The organism is Bdellovibrionales bacterium, assembly GCA_018266295.1.
In the GTDB taxonomy this organism is placed as follows: Bacteria; Bdellovibrionota; Bdellovibrionia; order Bdellovibrionales; family Bdellovibrionaceae; genus JACMRP01.
Genome location: JAFEAQ010000008.1, coordinates 69,332 through 83,042, shown reverse-complemented (window position 1 = coordinate 83,042; position 13,711 = coordinate 69,332). Strand labels below are relative to the sequence as shown.

Here is a 13,711-nt window from a genome sequence, read left to right as displayed (position 1 = left end):
ATGAATCAACTCTTAAAGCGCCAAAAGATCGGCTTCCTCGGAGCCGGCAATATGGCCCAAGCGATCATGAAGGGTATGCTCGAAAGTGGTGTTGCCACAAGCGACCAGATTCTGGCTTCAAACCGCACTCCAGGAAAATTGCAAAAGCTTGCGGACCAATACAAGATCCAAGTTATCGATAATAACGAATCTCTCGTTGAAAACTCTGACATCGTCATCTTAGCGGTAAAACCGCAGGATTTGCTCACGGCCATTGAACCGATCGCCAGTTCATTCAATGACGATCAGATTGTAATCAGCCTTGCTGCCGGTATTAAGATGGAAACACTTGAAAAGTATCTTCCAAATGCACGCCTTGTGCGCATGATGCCGAATACTCCTTCAATCATCGGCCGTGGTGTGATCGGTTACCTCCTCAATGAAGTCGACGAAGCCCTCGAAGCGATGATGGACGATATGTGTTCACCGCTCGGTTACACCCTCAAAGTAGAAGACGAAGATCAATTCGAAGCTTTGATGGTGTCTTGCTCATCAGGAACAGGTTTCGTTCTCGAAATGATGATGTACTGGCAGGATTGGATCATCGAACATGGATTTGATGAAGAAACTGCTAAACGCATGACACTTGAGACCTTTATGGGAGCTTCCATGCTCGCCGCTCAATCAAAGGACATTCCGTTTGAAGAGCTGCAAGCCCGCGTAACCTCTAAGAAGGGTGTGACGGCAGCTGGACTTCAGTCCATGAGAGAGCTCGAGATTGAACGTGCTTTGCGTATCAGCTTCGAAAAAGCGGCGATGCGAAGTAAAGAAATCTCTCGCGAAATCAAGTAACAGGCCGTATCCTAAAAAAGTAGATTTCAATACCTTTTCGTTAAAGTTTCATGGAGGAACTCAGGATGAAAATTACTCCTATCGATATCGTTCACAAATCTTTCAGTAAAAAAATGATGGGCATCGATGCCGAAGAAGTGAACGAGTTCATGGCGCAAATTGCGTCGCAAATGGAAGCCTTGATTCAAGAGCGCAATTCTTTGAAAGAAGCTCTTCGTGAAAAAGAGCTCAACCTTTTGGAATACAAAGAGCGCGACCAAGTTTTGAAAAACACGATCGCGACAGCTTCACAAATGACAGAGCGTCTTCGCCAGGATTCTGAGCGCGAGGCCAAGCTCATCATCGCTGATGCGAACCAAAAAGCTGAGATCATCATGCGCGACTCTCGTGATTCACTAAAGAAAATGTACCAAGAAATCACTGAGTTGAAGCGTGCTCGTATGCAATTCGAAGCCAACTTGAAGGCGCTTGTTCAAGCTCACTTGACCCTTTTGGATCAAGGCGAGAAATACATGCCGCAAATGCAGCTTCCGAACATGAATATGGCGCCAACAGGCGATAAATCGACAGAGATTTCTCCGCTTTCTGCTCGCTAAAATGATCACGAAGACTGACAGAGGAGTGAAACTCACCCTCTTCATTCAACCGAAAGCTTCAAAAAACGAAATTATAGGGCCCCACAACGGGGCCCTTAAAGTTAAGATCACAGCTCCGCCCGTCGATGGCAAAGCCAATGCCGAACTCGTTGAATTTCTGTCTGAAATTCTCGAAATTCCCAAACGCCAAATTGAAATCTTAAAAGGTGAAACTGGCCGCAATAAAACCGTTGAAATCACCGGACTCACTGCTGAAGAAGTCGCTGCAAAACTTGGGATGAAGTAATTTAGTGAGCGATCGTCTTTCCACAAGAGCGCTGAAACTCGGTGCCCTTCCTGATATCCATGGAAATACTTGCACCTGTTTGTCCGTAAAGCCAAATATTCATATAAGTATTTTTTGAATTCAGATACTCGTGCTGCTGGCCGGCCCCCCAAAAAGTCATCAAAGTCTGATCTTCCGGCTGAAATTCAACGACGATCGGAGGAAGCCCCTCTTTAGCGACAAACATTCCGAGAACGTTTTCACTAATGCGTCGGCATTGCACCAGACAAGTGCCTGCTGTGATTTTTCCAGACTCAAGCTTCTGACAGAGCTCACTCATCCGCAGGGCCTCGGTTTGCGAATTGTAAGGCTCATGCAACATCGTGGTTCGTGAAAAGACATTGTCGTCGGCGGATCCAACGTCTCCGTTACCTGCAAATGATTTCAAAGAAGTCGCAAAAATGAGTGTCGACAAAACAATGATGTATTTCATATTTTTGAATTAACTCAGGCTCTAAAGTTCCTTGCAAGAAAAATCTAAAACCCGCTTTTCCTTGCCAGACAACTGTTCCGTGTTCATTGATGAGCACAAAAAAACTTTTGACCGACATAGGTTTCTCTCAGTCAAATGGGCTATGAATCAGAAACCCGTCATCTTTGATTTCCTCGATGCTTTTCAGTTTCTGCGTGCCTACTACAGCTTCCGAAAAAACTCCGGGAGCAGCTTCTCCTACGAAACTTGGGCGCATGAACTCAATCTTAAAAGTCGCTCTAGCCTTCGCATGATTTTGTACGGTCAGCGAAAGATCTCTCCGGACTTCTGCGTGAGCTTTCTTCGCAACGCCGGACTGAATGAGCAAGAAGAAGAGTACTTCTATGTTCTAGTCAGATACTCGCAGTCAGGCACTCCGAGCGAAAAGCAGATGTACGGAACCAAGCTTGTACAGATTTTAAAATCCGTCATGGCCAGAAGCGAGATCAACAATCACGTCGACTTCGTGGCAAAGCCCTTGTACGTGCGCCTTCTCACGATGCTTGGTTTTAACGACATCGAAGCGACCACTGAAAACTTAGCGTCACTTTTGGATGAAGAAGTTCTGGTTGTCGAAGAGGCCCTTCATAAGCTGTCAGAAATGGAGCTCGCAGCTCCAGATTCCACGACAGGTAAGACTCTGTGGAAGACCACCCACAACCTCTTCCGAGTGCCTGACAATATCGGCAGTGTTCCCCTCATGCGTTTTCATGAGCAAAGCCTGCTCGAGTCGATCCAAGCCTTCCACAAACCTAAGGAGGAGCGCCGCTACCGCAGCCTTTTGCTGCCGCTGTCCCCGGATGAGCTGACTGAGTTCTATGAGCTGATGAATACCTTTGCCTCTGAGCAACTGGCCCGCTTTCAGGCCAACGAGTACCGCGGGCGCAAGCTTTACCAGGTGAATTTCAACGTTCATAGTGTGACCAAACCGGCGGTCCCCGCTGAACCAGAAGCCCCAGCTTGAAAAATTTAGCTGCCGACAACCGCCGCTCGAGAGGGACTTTGTGTTTTCCTTGCGGTGTTTAGGAATTTCCACTAAATAAGGGCTCCTTTTTCAGGAGCCCCCAAAATGAAAATCGTCTTAGCTATCATCGCTTTCTTCGTTGCGCGTGTTGCTTTCGCCGACACGACTTACAATTGCACTTCTGCCAACAACGACTACGGCCAACTCAAAGTGGTCGGCGACAAAACTCTGGAGTTCACCCCGAACCTGAAGACTTCCACAGTTTACAAGTCGTCGGTTGCGAACCTCAGCAAAATGCAGATCCCTTTCATGGGCGATTTTGTGGTGATTAAGGATTCTAGCCTCAAAATCACAGGCCGCACAAAGGTAGACATCTTGGTGTCACCTGCGGTTTTGAAGGGCGCTTCTCAGGTTCACGTGATTGCTTCTACTCGCGATGTGAAGATGATCTCGGGCAATACGAAGTCTGTGCGGCTGCTTTCATACAACTGCCAGCTGAAGTAATTAGCGTTTTCCAATTATACCTTTAAAGAACCCGGCTACACCGGGTTCTTGTCTTAAAAGCTGGAATCTGAATTCTTAAATTCTAGACTGTTTGCGATTAAAATGGCCTTAAAACGTCTATATTTGATCTCATCTCTATAGTCCTTAGGCATATCAGTTGCTCATAGACCTCTCCATTAACAAAGAAACTGGAGATCTCTATGAAAAAAAGCATCCTTTTAGCCTCTCTATTACTGACATTGCATCCAAATGCGCATGCAGGCCTCTTTGAAGATATCCGCCGGGGTATTGAAAACGCAGCCCCTATAAGTCCTAGATCCATAAAATGCGAAGATATTCGTAACGATGCCAACCGCCACCAAGCTACTATTCGTCAAAATCTAGATATCGCAAGCCAGAACTTAAATGACGCCAACTACTCATTGAATTCAGCTGTAAAACGAAAAGAAGACCTTACGCAAAGACAGACAGTTCTGTTCAAACAAGAAAGCCTTTTAAATCAGTTTCAAAATATCAATCAAGGACTTATCTTTAGCGAAGCTTCATTACGCCAAGGGCTTTCCAACATTCAATCAAGTGCAACTGCACAATCACTCAACGAAATTCTTTCCTCGATGGAAAATGATCCAAGCCATCCTCAGATGACGCAACTTGCATCTTTGATCCGAAGTATGACTAGCAGAAACGCTACTGAGATAGACGAACTTTTAAAAAATAATCAAGGCCAAGCGCTCGTTCAACAAATGAGCATTTTAATAGGAACCACACAGGTGATGCTAGCAGAGGAAAAAGCTCACAATGCCTCCTCACTTACACAAGCAGAAACCGAAATCAGCTATCACACAGATAGAGTCAATCAACTTCAAGGAAGTATCAACCAGCTGAATGGCGATTGGTCCGCTCAAGAGGAACGTAAGTCATGCAACTTCTAATTTATCTCGGTGTTATGCACATGGCCTTCGCCGGTGGCGAGTTTCGTTCAATGCTCAATCTTCACACCAATGCAGTGGCGGCAACAAAAGCGCATGTCATTAAAGTCGGAGAAGCACAAGCTAGGTTTAAAAAACTAACTGAGGCTTGTGCACCAAAAAATATCGATACACAACCAGCTCTATTGGGATGCGGTCAGAATTATCTGCAAATGAATCTCGAGCTACAATCATTAAAAATATCTCAAGCAAATACCCAACAAGTAGTTGCCGCCTTGCCAAGTAGTTTTTCCACTGCGAAAACTTCTCTTAGCAGTGCGCTTGCTGAGACCGACAAAATACTATCTCTAGTCATTGAGACTCCTTTGAAAACAGCAAATGCCCTTTTTGCAATGAACTCGGTTTACGTGCAAAAGCAATTTGAACAAACCCGCCGTGATGCGAATGCAAATGCAAAGCTAAATCAATATTGTGGAAATTTACAGGCAGAGATAGATACGTTAGTACAACTCGCGCAATTCGCCTCGAAAGCCAAGTCTTCGTTTGTTCTGTTGTACAAACAAAACTTAAGACTTCAAAATACATTGATACTATCTAGAGAGATCGCTCCTGTTTGCAAGAAATCTTACAATACTGCAAATCTTGAGTTAGTCTCAAAACAACTCAGCGCTCAACTCACTCCGAATGCATTCAGCGCTTACAAAAAAGTCGTTTGTAGTAAACCATCAGTGAAATCTGGCCTTACGACTGAAACCTGCGGCAAATTGCCACTGACTCCTTACTCAATCCAATGGCTCGAAATCGCCGGAGGCCGTTCATGAGATTCTTTATTACAAATCTTTTGGCAGTGGTATTATTGATCCAATTCTCTTCTCTGCGAGCTTATAGCGCTGTCGACGAAAACAATGTGATTTGCCAAAATTGTGTCGATAAAAATTCACCAGTTGGATCCAAAGTTGAAGTAGACGGAAGAACCTGGGTTTTGGATAAACTTCATGACCCGGAAGGAACTCCTATGTGGGAGGCTCATCCTGTCTTCAACCGTGGTGGGGATGTCGCCGGTGCACCCTTTGATCACGAGCCGCCGGGTAGCGAACGCCTCACTGGTCGAGATCTGACAGGCTTTGAAGATTCAGATCGGCTCACAAAAGAAGAACGTGAACGCCTCCATAGAATCCAAGAAAAAATCGTCAATCGGCTGAATGCAGAAACAGCCGCAGATGCTGGCGCGACCACAACCGAACTTGAAAAACAGGTTGGTGATCTAAATCAAGCAATTCAAAACGCAGGTCAGGTGGCAGATCCTCGCTCAAATGGGCAACTGAACTCTACCGATCCGGCGTTTTCTATCTATGATTCTATCCAGGGAAAATACCCTGGAAGAGGCTTTTCGCCCGATCAAGCCGGCTGGCAGTTACACGATGATCACGATTACCAAAGCGATCATAAAGATGAACTCGACAAGTTGCGCGACCGCTTAAACAACCATCAATCTCAAACGCCCCAACAGGAAGACGCAAAACGAGTCGGCTATTCTGTTCTGAATGAAGCGGACAATGCTTACACCCAGAACGATCAAGAACTTGGTAATGGCCTTTTAAACGCTGGCAAAATACTCGTTGATATCGCAACCGATATGATCCCGCTCACATCGGCACCAAAGGACTTCTACAGAGCATTTGTCGGCAAAGATCCTATGACAGGGGAACCTCTTGCTACCTGGGAGAGAGCTGTAGCTGGAGGCTTCTTTGTCGTAGGAATTGTAACTCTCGGAGGTAGCAATGCCGCAAAGCCTTGGGTTCGAGCAATAGCCAAAATAGCCCATCCAGCAGAAGAAGAAATAAACTTAGTCGCCAGAAATGCCAAGAATAGATCTTCATTTGAAGCCTTAGCCAAGCGCTTAAAAGATCGGTTCAAAAACATTAAATTTCTGGACGGCGCTAAAGAGAATCAAAGGCTAATCAAAGAGCGAAACTATGTTAAACTTGCATGGTCAGAGAGCAAACCAGTAGTATCAGCTCAAACCAAATCTGAGCAGCAGTTTGTTCGATTCTTTCAGAATGGAAAAGACATGCATGGTTCTTGGGTGGCTGATGCAAAAGATGTCGTTGGGAAAACCCCAGAAGAAATTAAGGAAATGTTTGCTCTAGAACATGTACCGGACTATCACTCAACTGCTACTATTCCACAGGGAACCGAAATGCATGTAGGCTTTGTTGGCAAGAATGAGTGGGGAGGAAATGAGAATGCAATTCAATATTTTATTCCTAAGTCTTCACCCAGCTTCTTTAAAAATCCAAAACCTATCACTGAGGTATTTAGAGGTCTAAAATGAAAATCGAATACGTAGAAGGCGCTAAAACAATCAAGATCAATGATCGAGAAATCGATTTGCAAGACAAGATCTGGTCCGTTTTAGAATACAAAAATAAATGCATTGTTACTCTCGACCCAGATTTTGGACGAAGAAACGTATTTTGTTTTGATGCTGATGGAAATCTATTATGGCAGATCGAAAAAGCAGAATTCTTTAAACATGGTGACCAGGGATATGAAGGTGCCTATATTGGAGCACTGGAGGTTCAAGGTAAGCTCATGGTAGGAAGTCGCGGCAGACCCTTTTATCTCGACATCAATACCGGAAAAGTTGAATTCATTCCTGGAACTTTCGAAAAGTAACTAAGTCGTCGGTTTTTTCTTACGCTTCCGTTTTAGTTTCAACTGAACTTCGCCGCCATCGTTGGCTTCGATCTGCGATGGCGTCGGCTGTGGGCCGGTCTTTTTCATTGCGACATTGTCTGCCGCCGGAGTGATGTCTCCGCCCGGACGGGGCGCTGGCGCCCCCGGAGTGATTCCCTTTTTCTGGAAGAGCTTCTGGTTCACACCGTCATCGGTCTCTTCTTTAAACTTCGGAACTTTTCTTTCAGAACTCAGACTATCTTCTTGGGTCGAAATCCCCGGCTTCATGTAGTAGCTCGGCTCACTATCCCAAGTATACCTGATCGCTGCGCCGGCGTGAAATCCCGCCGCCGTGTTCGAACCAGTGATTGTCGTACCACCGCCCACAGTCAGGGCCCATGCATTATCAAACTTAAAACGCACCCAAGCTTCGGAATCTACAACCGAAGGATTCACAGAATAGAAATACAAACTCGAAGCATTCACGCGATCCGTAACGATGGTTCTTTGGATTTTATTATTGGTATCTGGATCATCGGTCACACTTTGATAACCAAAAACTTTTCCGCCCCACGCCCATTTCGCGTAATTGGCCTCAACCCCGACGCCCCACGGGACCAAAGAGGAACGTGCCTGGCGATAAGTCACCCCGATGTAACCCAAGGCTGAAAAAGTCGTAAAGTCCTTTTGCGCACGCAACAAACCCGTGGCCTCAATCACGCCCTCAGCGTTAATCACCGTGTCCGTGTTCTGATCAACTTTCTGAAAAGGAATCAAAACATTGAAATCCGTGACGAGATCAAAGGATTCATTGTAAGGACGATACGCGTAACCCAAGTACGCCCCCGTCACCGACGAGTTCGAACGAGTCGTCGTAATACCATTACTTGTCGCATTGGCTAAATTGAGGCTGCCATAGAAAGAGCTGTTTTTACTCAAATCGTAACTGGATTTCAGATAAAAATTGAAAATTTCATAAGATTGCCCGTAGAGCAGCTTCTGGTAAGAGCCGCCGCCATCGGTATAATTTGCATCCGTCTTAAAATACTGCGTTTCAAACTCAAACTCGTACGTTCCTTTACGAAAACGTTGGTAATCGTCAAAGGCCGCCCAGGAGGTTTCCGCGGTGAGTACTAGCAGGCATAACATCATTGCAATTTTCATAACTCTCCCATATTAACAGGAATAGAAACGAGGTAAAGCACTTGTCCACGCCCCCTAATAAATCCCTACTTGGTATCATATTTTTCACCGTTTTCATCTACCTCGTGGGCTTTGGAATATTAATTCCAATCATCCCCATCCTTAGTCGTGAATTTGGCGCAACCGCTCTGCAAACCGGCCTTCTCATGTCGGTTTATTCGTTTATGCAATTTATTTTTGCTCCGTTCTGGGGAAAGCTCAGCGACCGTATGGGCCGCCGCCCGATCTTGCTTTTCTGTCTCGTCGGCGAAGCCTTCTCTTACGTGGTGTTTGCGTACGCAAAAAATCTGGAGCTGCTCTTCGTTGCCCGCATTCTTGCGGGCTTCTTTGGCGCAAGCATTTCCACAGCTTCTGCCTATATTTCCGACATCACTCCCCCAAATGAACGCTCTAAGGGCATGGCTTTGATCGGCGCCGCTTTTGGTCTCGGCTTTGTTGTTGGCCCAGCTCTCGGTGGCGGCTTGGCAATTTGGGGCCAGCACATTGTGGAAGCTTACGAGTTGCAAACAAATGTTCACCAATTCCAGATGAGCTTCTGCGCTTTGTGGGTCGGAGCTCTTTGTATCGGCAACTTCCTCTTCGGTTTGAAGTTCTTGAAAGAATCACTGACTGAGAAAAATAAAAACACTCACAACAAGAAACGCTTTCAATTGCTCGCTCACTATCTGGGACAAAAAACCATGGGTGCGATGCTCTCTGTTTATTTCCTTTCATCCCTTGCGATGTCAGGGATGGAAGCAACTTTGATTTTGTTCATGGGCGAAAAATTCGGCTGGGAACTCAAACAGGTTAGTTTCGGTTTTGCTTACATCGGTGTGATCACCGTGTTCTGTCAGGGCTTCCTCGTGCGCCGTTTGATTCCCATCTTGGGAGAGCGTAAAACCTTGCGCATCGGCCTCACAAGCTTTGCGATTGGTCTTGCTGGAATCGCCTTTGCGCCAACCATTCCATGGATGGGCGTGACCATGACTTTCTTAGCGATCGGCACCAGCTTCACGAACCCTTCCGCGTTAGGAAGTATTAGCTTGCTCGCTGGCGCTGCTGAACAAGGCATTACCATGGGTGTCGCGCAAAGCTTGGCATCACTGGGACGTATCTTGGGCCCGGCTCTCGGCGGCCTTGTCTATGAGAAGATTTCAATTTCTTCGCCATTTATTATTTCTGGCTGCTTGGCCCTGGCGGGTCTTGTGACGGTGATTTTAGTTTCCAAAAACTTGCCTGATTCTGGCAAAAAGGCGGCAACATAATGGCTCAATCCATTGGTTTTTTCCAGTTTGATAATCTCGTCCGCGGGCGCGTGGGTTTTATCTTCGTCAACCTCGGGATTGATACAAACGCCGTCTATCCACACGTTTTCAAAATGCACTTAGAACAAAAGCTTTTGCAATTGCCAGAAGGCGACCTTTCAACCGCCACTGACGAGCAGATTCTTTCGGTGATGTCACAGCAGCCGAAAGAATCCGCCGTGATTGTGTTGGATCAACAAGGCGTCCGCTCTGAGAAACTGGCCAATGCCCTTGAAGCCGCCGGATTTATCAATACTTTTTACGTCAAAGGCGGCTGGGACCAGTTCCTCAAAGACCGCACTTAAAAAACGCTTCTCTCTTTTATAAAAATAGAAGCTCTTCGAGCCTTTGGCGTAGCTTGCGTATATCGCCAAGACTCTCCAACGCTAGGTAGCACCATACGCCCCCGTGGTGCGAATAGCGCTACCTTGCCCTAGAGCATGTTCATCTCCTACACATAGGGCGCATCACATGAACATAACTAGTTTAGATTCTTTCGATAAAGTCGTAATGAGCTTTGATCTTACCCCCTTGGCTCACAAGCTTTTGCCAGCTGGCGCCGACGAGGATTTTCTTTACCGGTTGCCCGACTTCTTTTTCAAACATCTCAACGGCTTCTTTTGCCGAATCCGAGTGGATCTGCAAAATCACCAGGGTTCCTGTCGAAGCCGCATGATAAGCGGCGGAGTAAATGTCTTTCTCTAGGCCAAATGTCAAACCAAGCCCCAAGCAAATAACGCTTGGATTTGCTAACGTAATGGCCTCGAAGTTTCGGCCAAAGTCTTCTTTGTCGCGCGAAGAGTACTCTACCTGATTGATCCCGTCGATCACCAGAGACGTTGCATTCTCGAGAGTGTAAATCACGCGGTTTTGTTTTTTCATCTCGTTCATCAATGAATAAACCGTTGTCGTTTTTCCGGAGCCTGTTGGGCCACTGACGATGATCAAACCCTTCGGAGCCTCAGACCATTTCTTTAAAAGATCCTTCTGCTCGCGCTCCAAACCGAGCTGTTCAAAGTCAAAGTAAGCAAGCTTCGGCTGCAACAAAGTCAGCGTCAAACAAGGACCTGACACCGTTTCTACTTTCTGATAGCGAATTTGCAGCACGTCTTCTTCACTGCGATGAAGATAAATACGGCGCGAGTGCTCGTTCTTAATCGGTGTGGAATGATCCACCCAGAAATCATCCATCAGGCGGAAAACGCCTTCTTCGATTTTGGTGAGCTTCTCATAACCGCTCTTAGTATTGCGATAAGTGATCTCGTATTTGCCAAGGCTTGGCGAAAAATGGATTTCGCTGCAGCCGTGATCAAAGGCATCCCAGATCAACTTCTCGGGCAATTCATTTTGTAGGTTCATGGTGGGTCCCTCCTTGGAACGTAAATGAGCTCTCTTTCCTAAGAACTCTGTTAATTGCAAAACTTCTTTCTGCAGCTGAATCTTTGGCGCCTTCCCAGAAACGTGGAGGTCTAGCTCGTCCCGCAAAAATCTCCACTGACGGCCGAGCTTATGCGCCGGCACCTTTCCGGATTGCAGCCACTTGTAGAGCGTGCTGGGAGTTGTCTTTAAAAAACTAACGGCTTCGTCAAAGTCCAGGTATTCATTGTCCATGGATAATATTAATTATCCGTTATTATCCATTGTCAATTCAGACCTCGGCCAATGTCTGTGTTGATTGTCACCCAGAAAAGCTCTTAAATGAGTGAATGAAACGAGTTCTTTTTGTCTGCCTCGGAAATATCTGTCGCTCCCCGACCGGCGAAGCGGTTCTCAACAAACTCATTGCTGACGCGAAGTTAGACCATCTGCTTTCCTGCGAGAGTGCGGGAACAGCCGGCTACCATATCGGTGAAGAGCCGGACCCGCGCACTCAAGCCCACGGCAAAAAACGCGGGTACCGATTTGAAAGCCTCGCCCAGCAATTCAACCCGAAACGCGACTTTGAGCACTTCGATCTGATCCTTTGTTTGGATCAAACCAACCTCGCCAACGTGAAGAAGCTCGATCCACAGGGCAAGTATTCCCATAAAGTGAAGCTCTTGATGGAGTTTGCAACCAAGAATCCGGCTCGCGAAGTTCCCGATCCGTACTACTCCGACGCCGCTATTTTCGAAAAAGTGATCGATTATTGCGAAGACGCCTGCCACGGAATCCTTGTCTGGGCGCAATCTTAGACAACTTCGTCGTTTCCTTGCGCCGCCATAAATCCCCGGATTCTGCAGGGCAAAACAAAGAGCATGCGCGTAATTCTAAACAAAGAAGATCACTTTCGTCCGCACTCTAACTCCTTGTTCCCTCTATATTTTTTTCAGGAATTGGGGTCGAGAACGCTGGATTTGTCCGCTTTTGACCATAAATGCACAAGAATTCACCTTCTAAAGCTTGCGCCCAGGGCCCCTAGCGACTAGACCGACCCTACATGATGAAGTTCAAGCATTTGATATTTGCCAGTATTCTCGGTTTCGCGACATTGGCAATGAATGGCTGCGATGCCATTTATTGGGATGAAACAGCGAGCTTGAATCAGGTAAATAGCCAATCTGAAATCAAGGTTCTGACCCTTAAGAACCCGTTAACATATTCCACCGATCGGACGGGCCACAAGTTTGGCATCGACCACGATCTGCTGGAAAACTTCGCACACCACTACGGTTTGAAGATCCGCTTCATCACGGTTGCCAACGAAATCGAAATGAAGAAAGCCCTCATCGACGGCATGGGTGACATTGCGGCCGGCCGCCTGGCCACACCAAGTAACAACTCGGGCTTCCTGGTCGGACCGAGCTATGAAGAGACTTTCCTCGGTTTGTTCTGCCAAACGAAATCCCAGGTTGCGAACATCTCCGATCTCCGCAACAAGAACATCGGCATCCTTTCAAAAGACAATATCGGCGGCCTGACAGACCGTTTGACCCAATTGGCTCCTGAGACTCGTATCGAAATGATGACCTCTTCGTCGCCAAAGGTCTTATTTGAGCGCATGGCTGCGAAGGCCTTGGATTGCGTGATTGCCGAAAATCTCGAAGGTGAGTTCTTCACCCGCTACTACCGCAATATTGAAAAGGTGACATCTCTCACAGACGAGTACTCGCTCAGCTGGTTGATTCGTCCGGGCCAAGAAGATCTGAATCGCCTGCTGCAGGCTTGGTTCCAAAAAGCGAGCCGTGATGATGAAATCATGCGCGTGCACGATCGCTATAAGCTGTATCTGTCTGAGCTGGATCGTCATGATGTCCTTCACTTTATGAAGCGCAGCCGTCGCACTTTGCCGGATTTCGAAACTGAATTCCGCAATGCTGCTCGCGAGCACAAGCTACCATGGCAACTCATTGCCGCCGTGGCTTATCAGGAATCTCAGTGGAATAACGAAGCTGTCAGCTACACCGGCGTTAAAGGCCTCATGCAGTTGACTCAGGACACGGCAGATCACTTGGGCGTTGAAGATCGCACGGATCCGCTTCAGAGCATTCATGGAGGAGCGAAGTACTTGCGCTACTTGCTTAATAAGACGCCGAACTACATGAACTTTAAAGATCGTTTGTATTTGGCACTCGCCGCTTACAATATCGGTTATGCTCACTTGCGTGACGCTCAGAAGTTAGCTGAGCGCAAAGGCATGAATCCGAACTCTTGGCGTCACCTGCGCGAAGTTCTTCCTTTATTAGAAGATCGCTCTTATGAAAGCGAACTCGAATATGGTTGTGCGCGTGGCACTGAAACGGTGGAGTTCGTTGAGCGCGTCACCGGCTTCTATAATCTGATGGTTGCAACCCAGATTTAAGCTCTGAATTCAGCCTTCGTTCTTGTCTCATTCTGAGACATCTTTCCGGCACATCCCTTGAAATAACCTCTTCTTATATATGGCCTGAGATTCCAAGTTCTATAAGGTGGACTTGGGATCCGATCACCAGCGACTCTCTGT

16 protein-coding genes are annotated in these 13,711 nt (G+C 46.8%); 13 read left to right on the top strand and 3 right to left on the bottom strand.

The window, feature by feature from the left end; translation table 11 throughout:
• From proC to JSU04_06360, 3 genes are all read left to right on the top strand, one after another.
• Nucleotides 1-831, top strand: coding sequence for a pyrroline-5-carboxylate reductase (gene proC, locus JSU04_06370; GenBank protein MBS1969912.1), 831 nt, complete (start codon nucleotides 1-3; stop codon nucleotides 829-831).
• Between the two features lie 65 nt (nucleotides 832-896).
• Nucleotides 897-1,427 (top strand): DivIVA domain-containing protein, encoded by a 531-nt coding sequence (locus JSU04_06365; protein MBS1969911.1) that lies wholly within the window; start codon nucleotides 897-899, stop codon nucleotides 1,425-1,427.
• A 1-nt stretch (nucleotide 1,428) separates the two neighbouring features.
• Nucleotides 1,429-1,713 (top strand): YggU family protein, encoded by a 285-nt coding sequence (locus tag JSU04_06360; GenBank protein ID MBS1969910.1) that lies wholly within the window; start codon nucleotides 1,429-1,431, stop codon nucleotides 1,711-1,713.
• 1 nt (nucleotide 1,714) lies between these two features.
• Here the strand turns inward: JSU04_06360 and JSU04_06355 are convergent, their stop codons facing one another.
• A complete protein-coding gene (locus tag JSU04_06355) occupies nucleotides 1,715-2,185 on the bottom strand; it encodes a hypothetical protein (protein ID MBS1969909.1) in 471 nt (156 codons plus the stop codon).
• Nucleotides 2,186-2,327: 142 nt separating this feature from the next.
• Here JSU04_06355 and JSU04_06350 point away from each other — a divergent pair, with 142 nt between their 5' ends.
• From JSU04_06350 to JSU04_06325, 6 genes are all read left to right on the top strand, one after another.
• On the top strand, nucleotides 2,328-3,188 hold the full coding sequence (locus tag JSU04_06350) for a TIGR02147 family protein (GenBank protein ID MBS1969908.1): 861 nt from the start codon (nucleotides 2,328-2,330) through the stop codon (nucleotides 3,186-3,188).
• A 105-nt stretch (nucleotides 3,189-3,293) separates the two neighbouring features.
• Complete coding sequence (locus tag JSU04_06345; GenBank protein MBS1969907.1) at nucleotides 3,294-3,692, top strand: hypothetical protein; 399 nt, start codon at nucleotides 3,294-3,296, stop codon at nucleotides 3,690-3,692.
• Between the two features lie 200 nt (nucleotides 3,693-3,892).
• Nucleotides 3,893-4,624, top strand: a complete 732-nt coding sequence (locus tag JSU04_06340) for a hypothetical protein (GenBank protein ID MBS1969906.1) — start codon at nucleotides 3,893-3,895, stop codon at nucleotides 4,622-4,624.
• Nucleotides 4,612-5,442, top strand: coding sequence for a hypothetical protein (locus tag JSU04_06335; protein ID MBS1969905.1), 831 nt, complete (start codon nucleotides 4,612-4,614; stop codon nucleotides 5,440-5,442). The genes JSU04_06340 and JSU04_06335 overlap by 13 nt, the downstream gene beginning before the upstream one ends.
• On the top strand, nucleotides 5,439-6,956 hold the full coding sequence (locus tag JSU04_06330; protein ID MBS1969904.1) for a pre-toxin TG domain-containing protein: 1,518 nt from the start codon (nucleotides 5,439-5,441) through the stop codon (nucleotides 6,954-6,956). The genes JSU04_06335 and JSU04_06330 overlap by 4 nt, the downstream gene beginning before the upstream one ends.
• Entirely contained in the window at nucleotides 6,953-7,300 is a 348-nt protein-coding gene (locus tag JSU04_06325; GenBank protein MBS1969903.1) for a hypothetical protein, read from the top strand. The genes JSU04_06330 and JSU04_06325 overlap by 4 nt, the downstream gene beginning before the upstream one ends.
• Here the strand turns inward: JSU04_06325 and JSU04_06320 are convergent, their stop codons facing one another.
• Entirely contained in the window at nucleotides 7,301-8,464 is a 1,164-nt protein-coding gene (locus JSU04_06320) for a hypothetical protein (GenBank protein ID MBS1969902.1), read from the bottom strand.
• A 41-nt stretch (nucleotides 8,465-8,505) separates the two neighbouring features.
• Between JSU04_06320 and JSU04_06315 the strand changes: the two genes are divergently transcribed.
• Both JSU04_06315 and JSU04_06310 read left to right on the top strand, forming a co-directional pair.
• The gene (locus JSU04_06315) at nucleotides 8,506-9,750 is read left to right on the top strand and encodes an MFS transporter (GenBank protein MBS1969901.1); all 1,245 of its coding nucleotides are present in this window, start codon (nucleotides 8,506-8,508) and stop codon (nucleotides 9,748-9,750) included.
• Nucleotides 9,750-10,094, top strand: coding sequence for a rhodanese-like domain-containing protein (locus tag JSU04_06310; GenBank protein MBS1969900.1), 345 nt, complete (start codon nucleotides 9,750-9,752; stop codon nucleotides 10,092-10,094). Before JSU04_06315 ends, JSU04_06310 begins: the two co-directional genes overlap by 1 nt.
• A 181-nt stretch (nucleotides 10,095-10,275) precedes the next feature.
• Here JSU04_06310 and tadA read toward each other — a convergent pair whose 3' ends face one another.
• A complete protein-coding gene (gene tadA, locus JSU04_06305; GenBank protein ID MBS1969899.1) occupies nucleotides 10,276-11,400 on the bottom strand; it encodes a Flp pilus assembly complex ATPase component TadA in 1,125 nt (374 codons plus the stop codon).
• Between the two features lie 95 nt (nucleotides 11,401-11,495).
• Between tadA and JSU04_06300 the strand changes: the two genes are divergently transcribed.
• Nucleotides 11,496-11,963, top strand: coding sequence for a low molecular weight phosphotyrosine protein phosphatase (locus tag JSU04_06300; GenBank protein ID MBS1969898.1), 468 nt, complete (start codon nucleotides 11,496-11,498; stop codon nucleotides 11,961-11,963).
• 248 nt (nucleotides 11,964-12,211) lie between these two features.
• Complete coding sequence (mltF, locus tag JSU04_06295; GenBank protein ID MBS1969897.1) at nucleotides 12,212-13,570, top strand: membrane-bound lytic murein transglycosylase MltF; 1,359 nt, start codon at nucleotides 12,212-12,214, stop codon at nucleotides 13,568-13,570.
• The last annotated feature ends 141 nt before the right edge of the window (nucleotides 13,571-13,711 follow it).

Excerpts from the sequence above, each read along its gene's own strand:
- proC (MBS1969912.1), top strand. The coding sequence starts at position 1 with ATGAATCAACTCTTAAAGCGCCAAAAGATCGGCTTCCTCGGAGCCGGC.
- JSU04_06365 (MBS1969911.1), top strand. The coding sequence starts at position 897 with ATGAAAATTACTCCTATCGATATCGTTCACAAATCTTTCAGTAAAAAA.
- JSU04_06360 (MBS1969910.1), top strand. The coding sequence starts at position 1,429 with ATGATCACGAAGACTGACAGAGGAGTGAAACTCACCCTCTTCATTCAA.
- JSU04_06355 (MBS1969909.1), bottom strand. The coding sequence starts at position 2,185 with ATGAAATACATCATTGTTTTGTCGACACTCATTTTTGCGACTTCTTTG.
- JSU04_06350 (MBS1969908.1), top strand. The coding sequence starts at position 2,328 with ATGAATCAGAAACCCGTCATCTTTGATTTCCTCGATGCTTTTCAGTTT.
- JSU04_06345 (MBS1969907.1), top strand. The coding sequence starts at position 3,294 with ATGAAAATCGTCTTAGCTATCATCGCTTTCTTCGTTGCGCGTGTTGCT.
- JSU04_06340 (MBS1969906.1), top strand. The coding sequence starts at position 3,893 with ATGAAAAAAAGCATCCTTTTAGCCTCTCTATTACTGACATTGCATCCA.
- JSU04_06335 (MBS1969905.1), top strand. The coding sequence starts at position 4,612 with ATGCAACTTCTAATTTATCTCGGTGTTATGCACATGGCCTTCGCCGGT.
- JSU04_06330 (MBS1969904.1), top strand. The coding sequence starts at position 5,439 with ATGAGATTCTTTATTACAAATCTTTTGGCAGTGGTATTATTGATCCAA.
- JSU04_06325 (MBS1969903.1), top strand. The coding sequence starts at position 6,953 with ATGAAAATCGAATACGTAGAAGGCGCTAAAACAATCAAGATCAATGAT.
- JSU04_06320 (MBS1969902.1), bottom strand. The coding sequence starts at position 8,464 with ATGAAAATTGCAATGATGTTATGCCTGCTAGTACTCACCGCGGAAACC.
- JSU04_06310 (MBS1969900.1), top strand. The coding sequence starts at position 9,750 with ATGGCTCAATCCATTGGTTTTTTCCAGTTTGATAATCTCGTCCGCGGG.
- tadA (MBS1969899.1), bottom strand. The coding sequence starts at position 11,400 with ATGGACAATGAATACCTGGACTTTGACGAAGCCGTTAGTTTTTTAAAG.
- JSU04_06300 (MBS1969898.1), top strand. The coding sequence starts at position 11,496 with ATGAAACGAGTTCTTTTTGTCTGCCTCGGAAATATCTGTCGCTCCCCG.
- mltF (MBS1969897.1), top strand. The coding sequence starts at position 12,212 with ATGAAGTTCAAGCATTTGATATTTGCCAGTATTCTCGGTTTCGCGACA.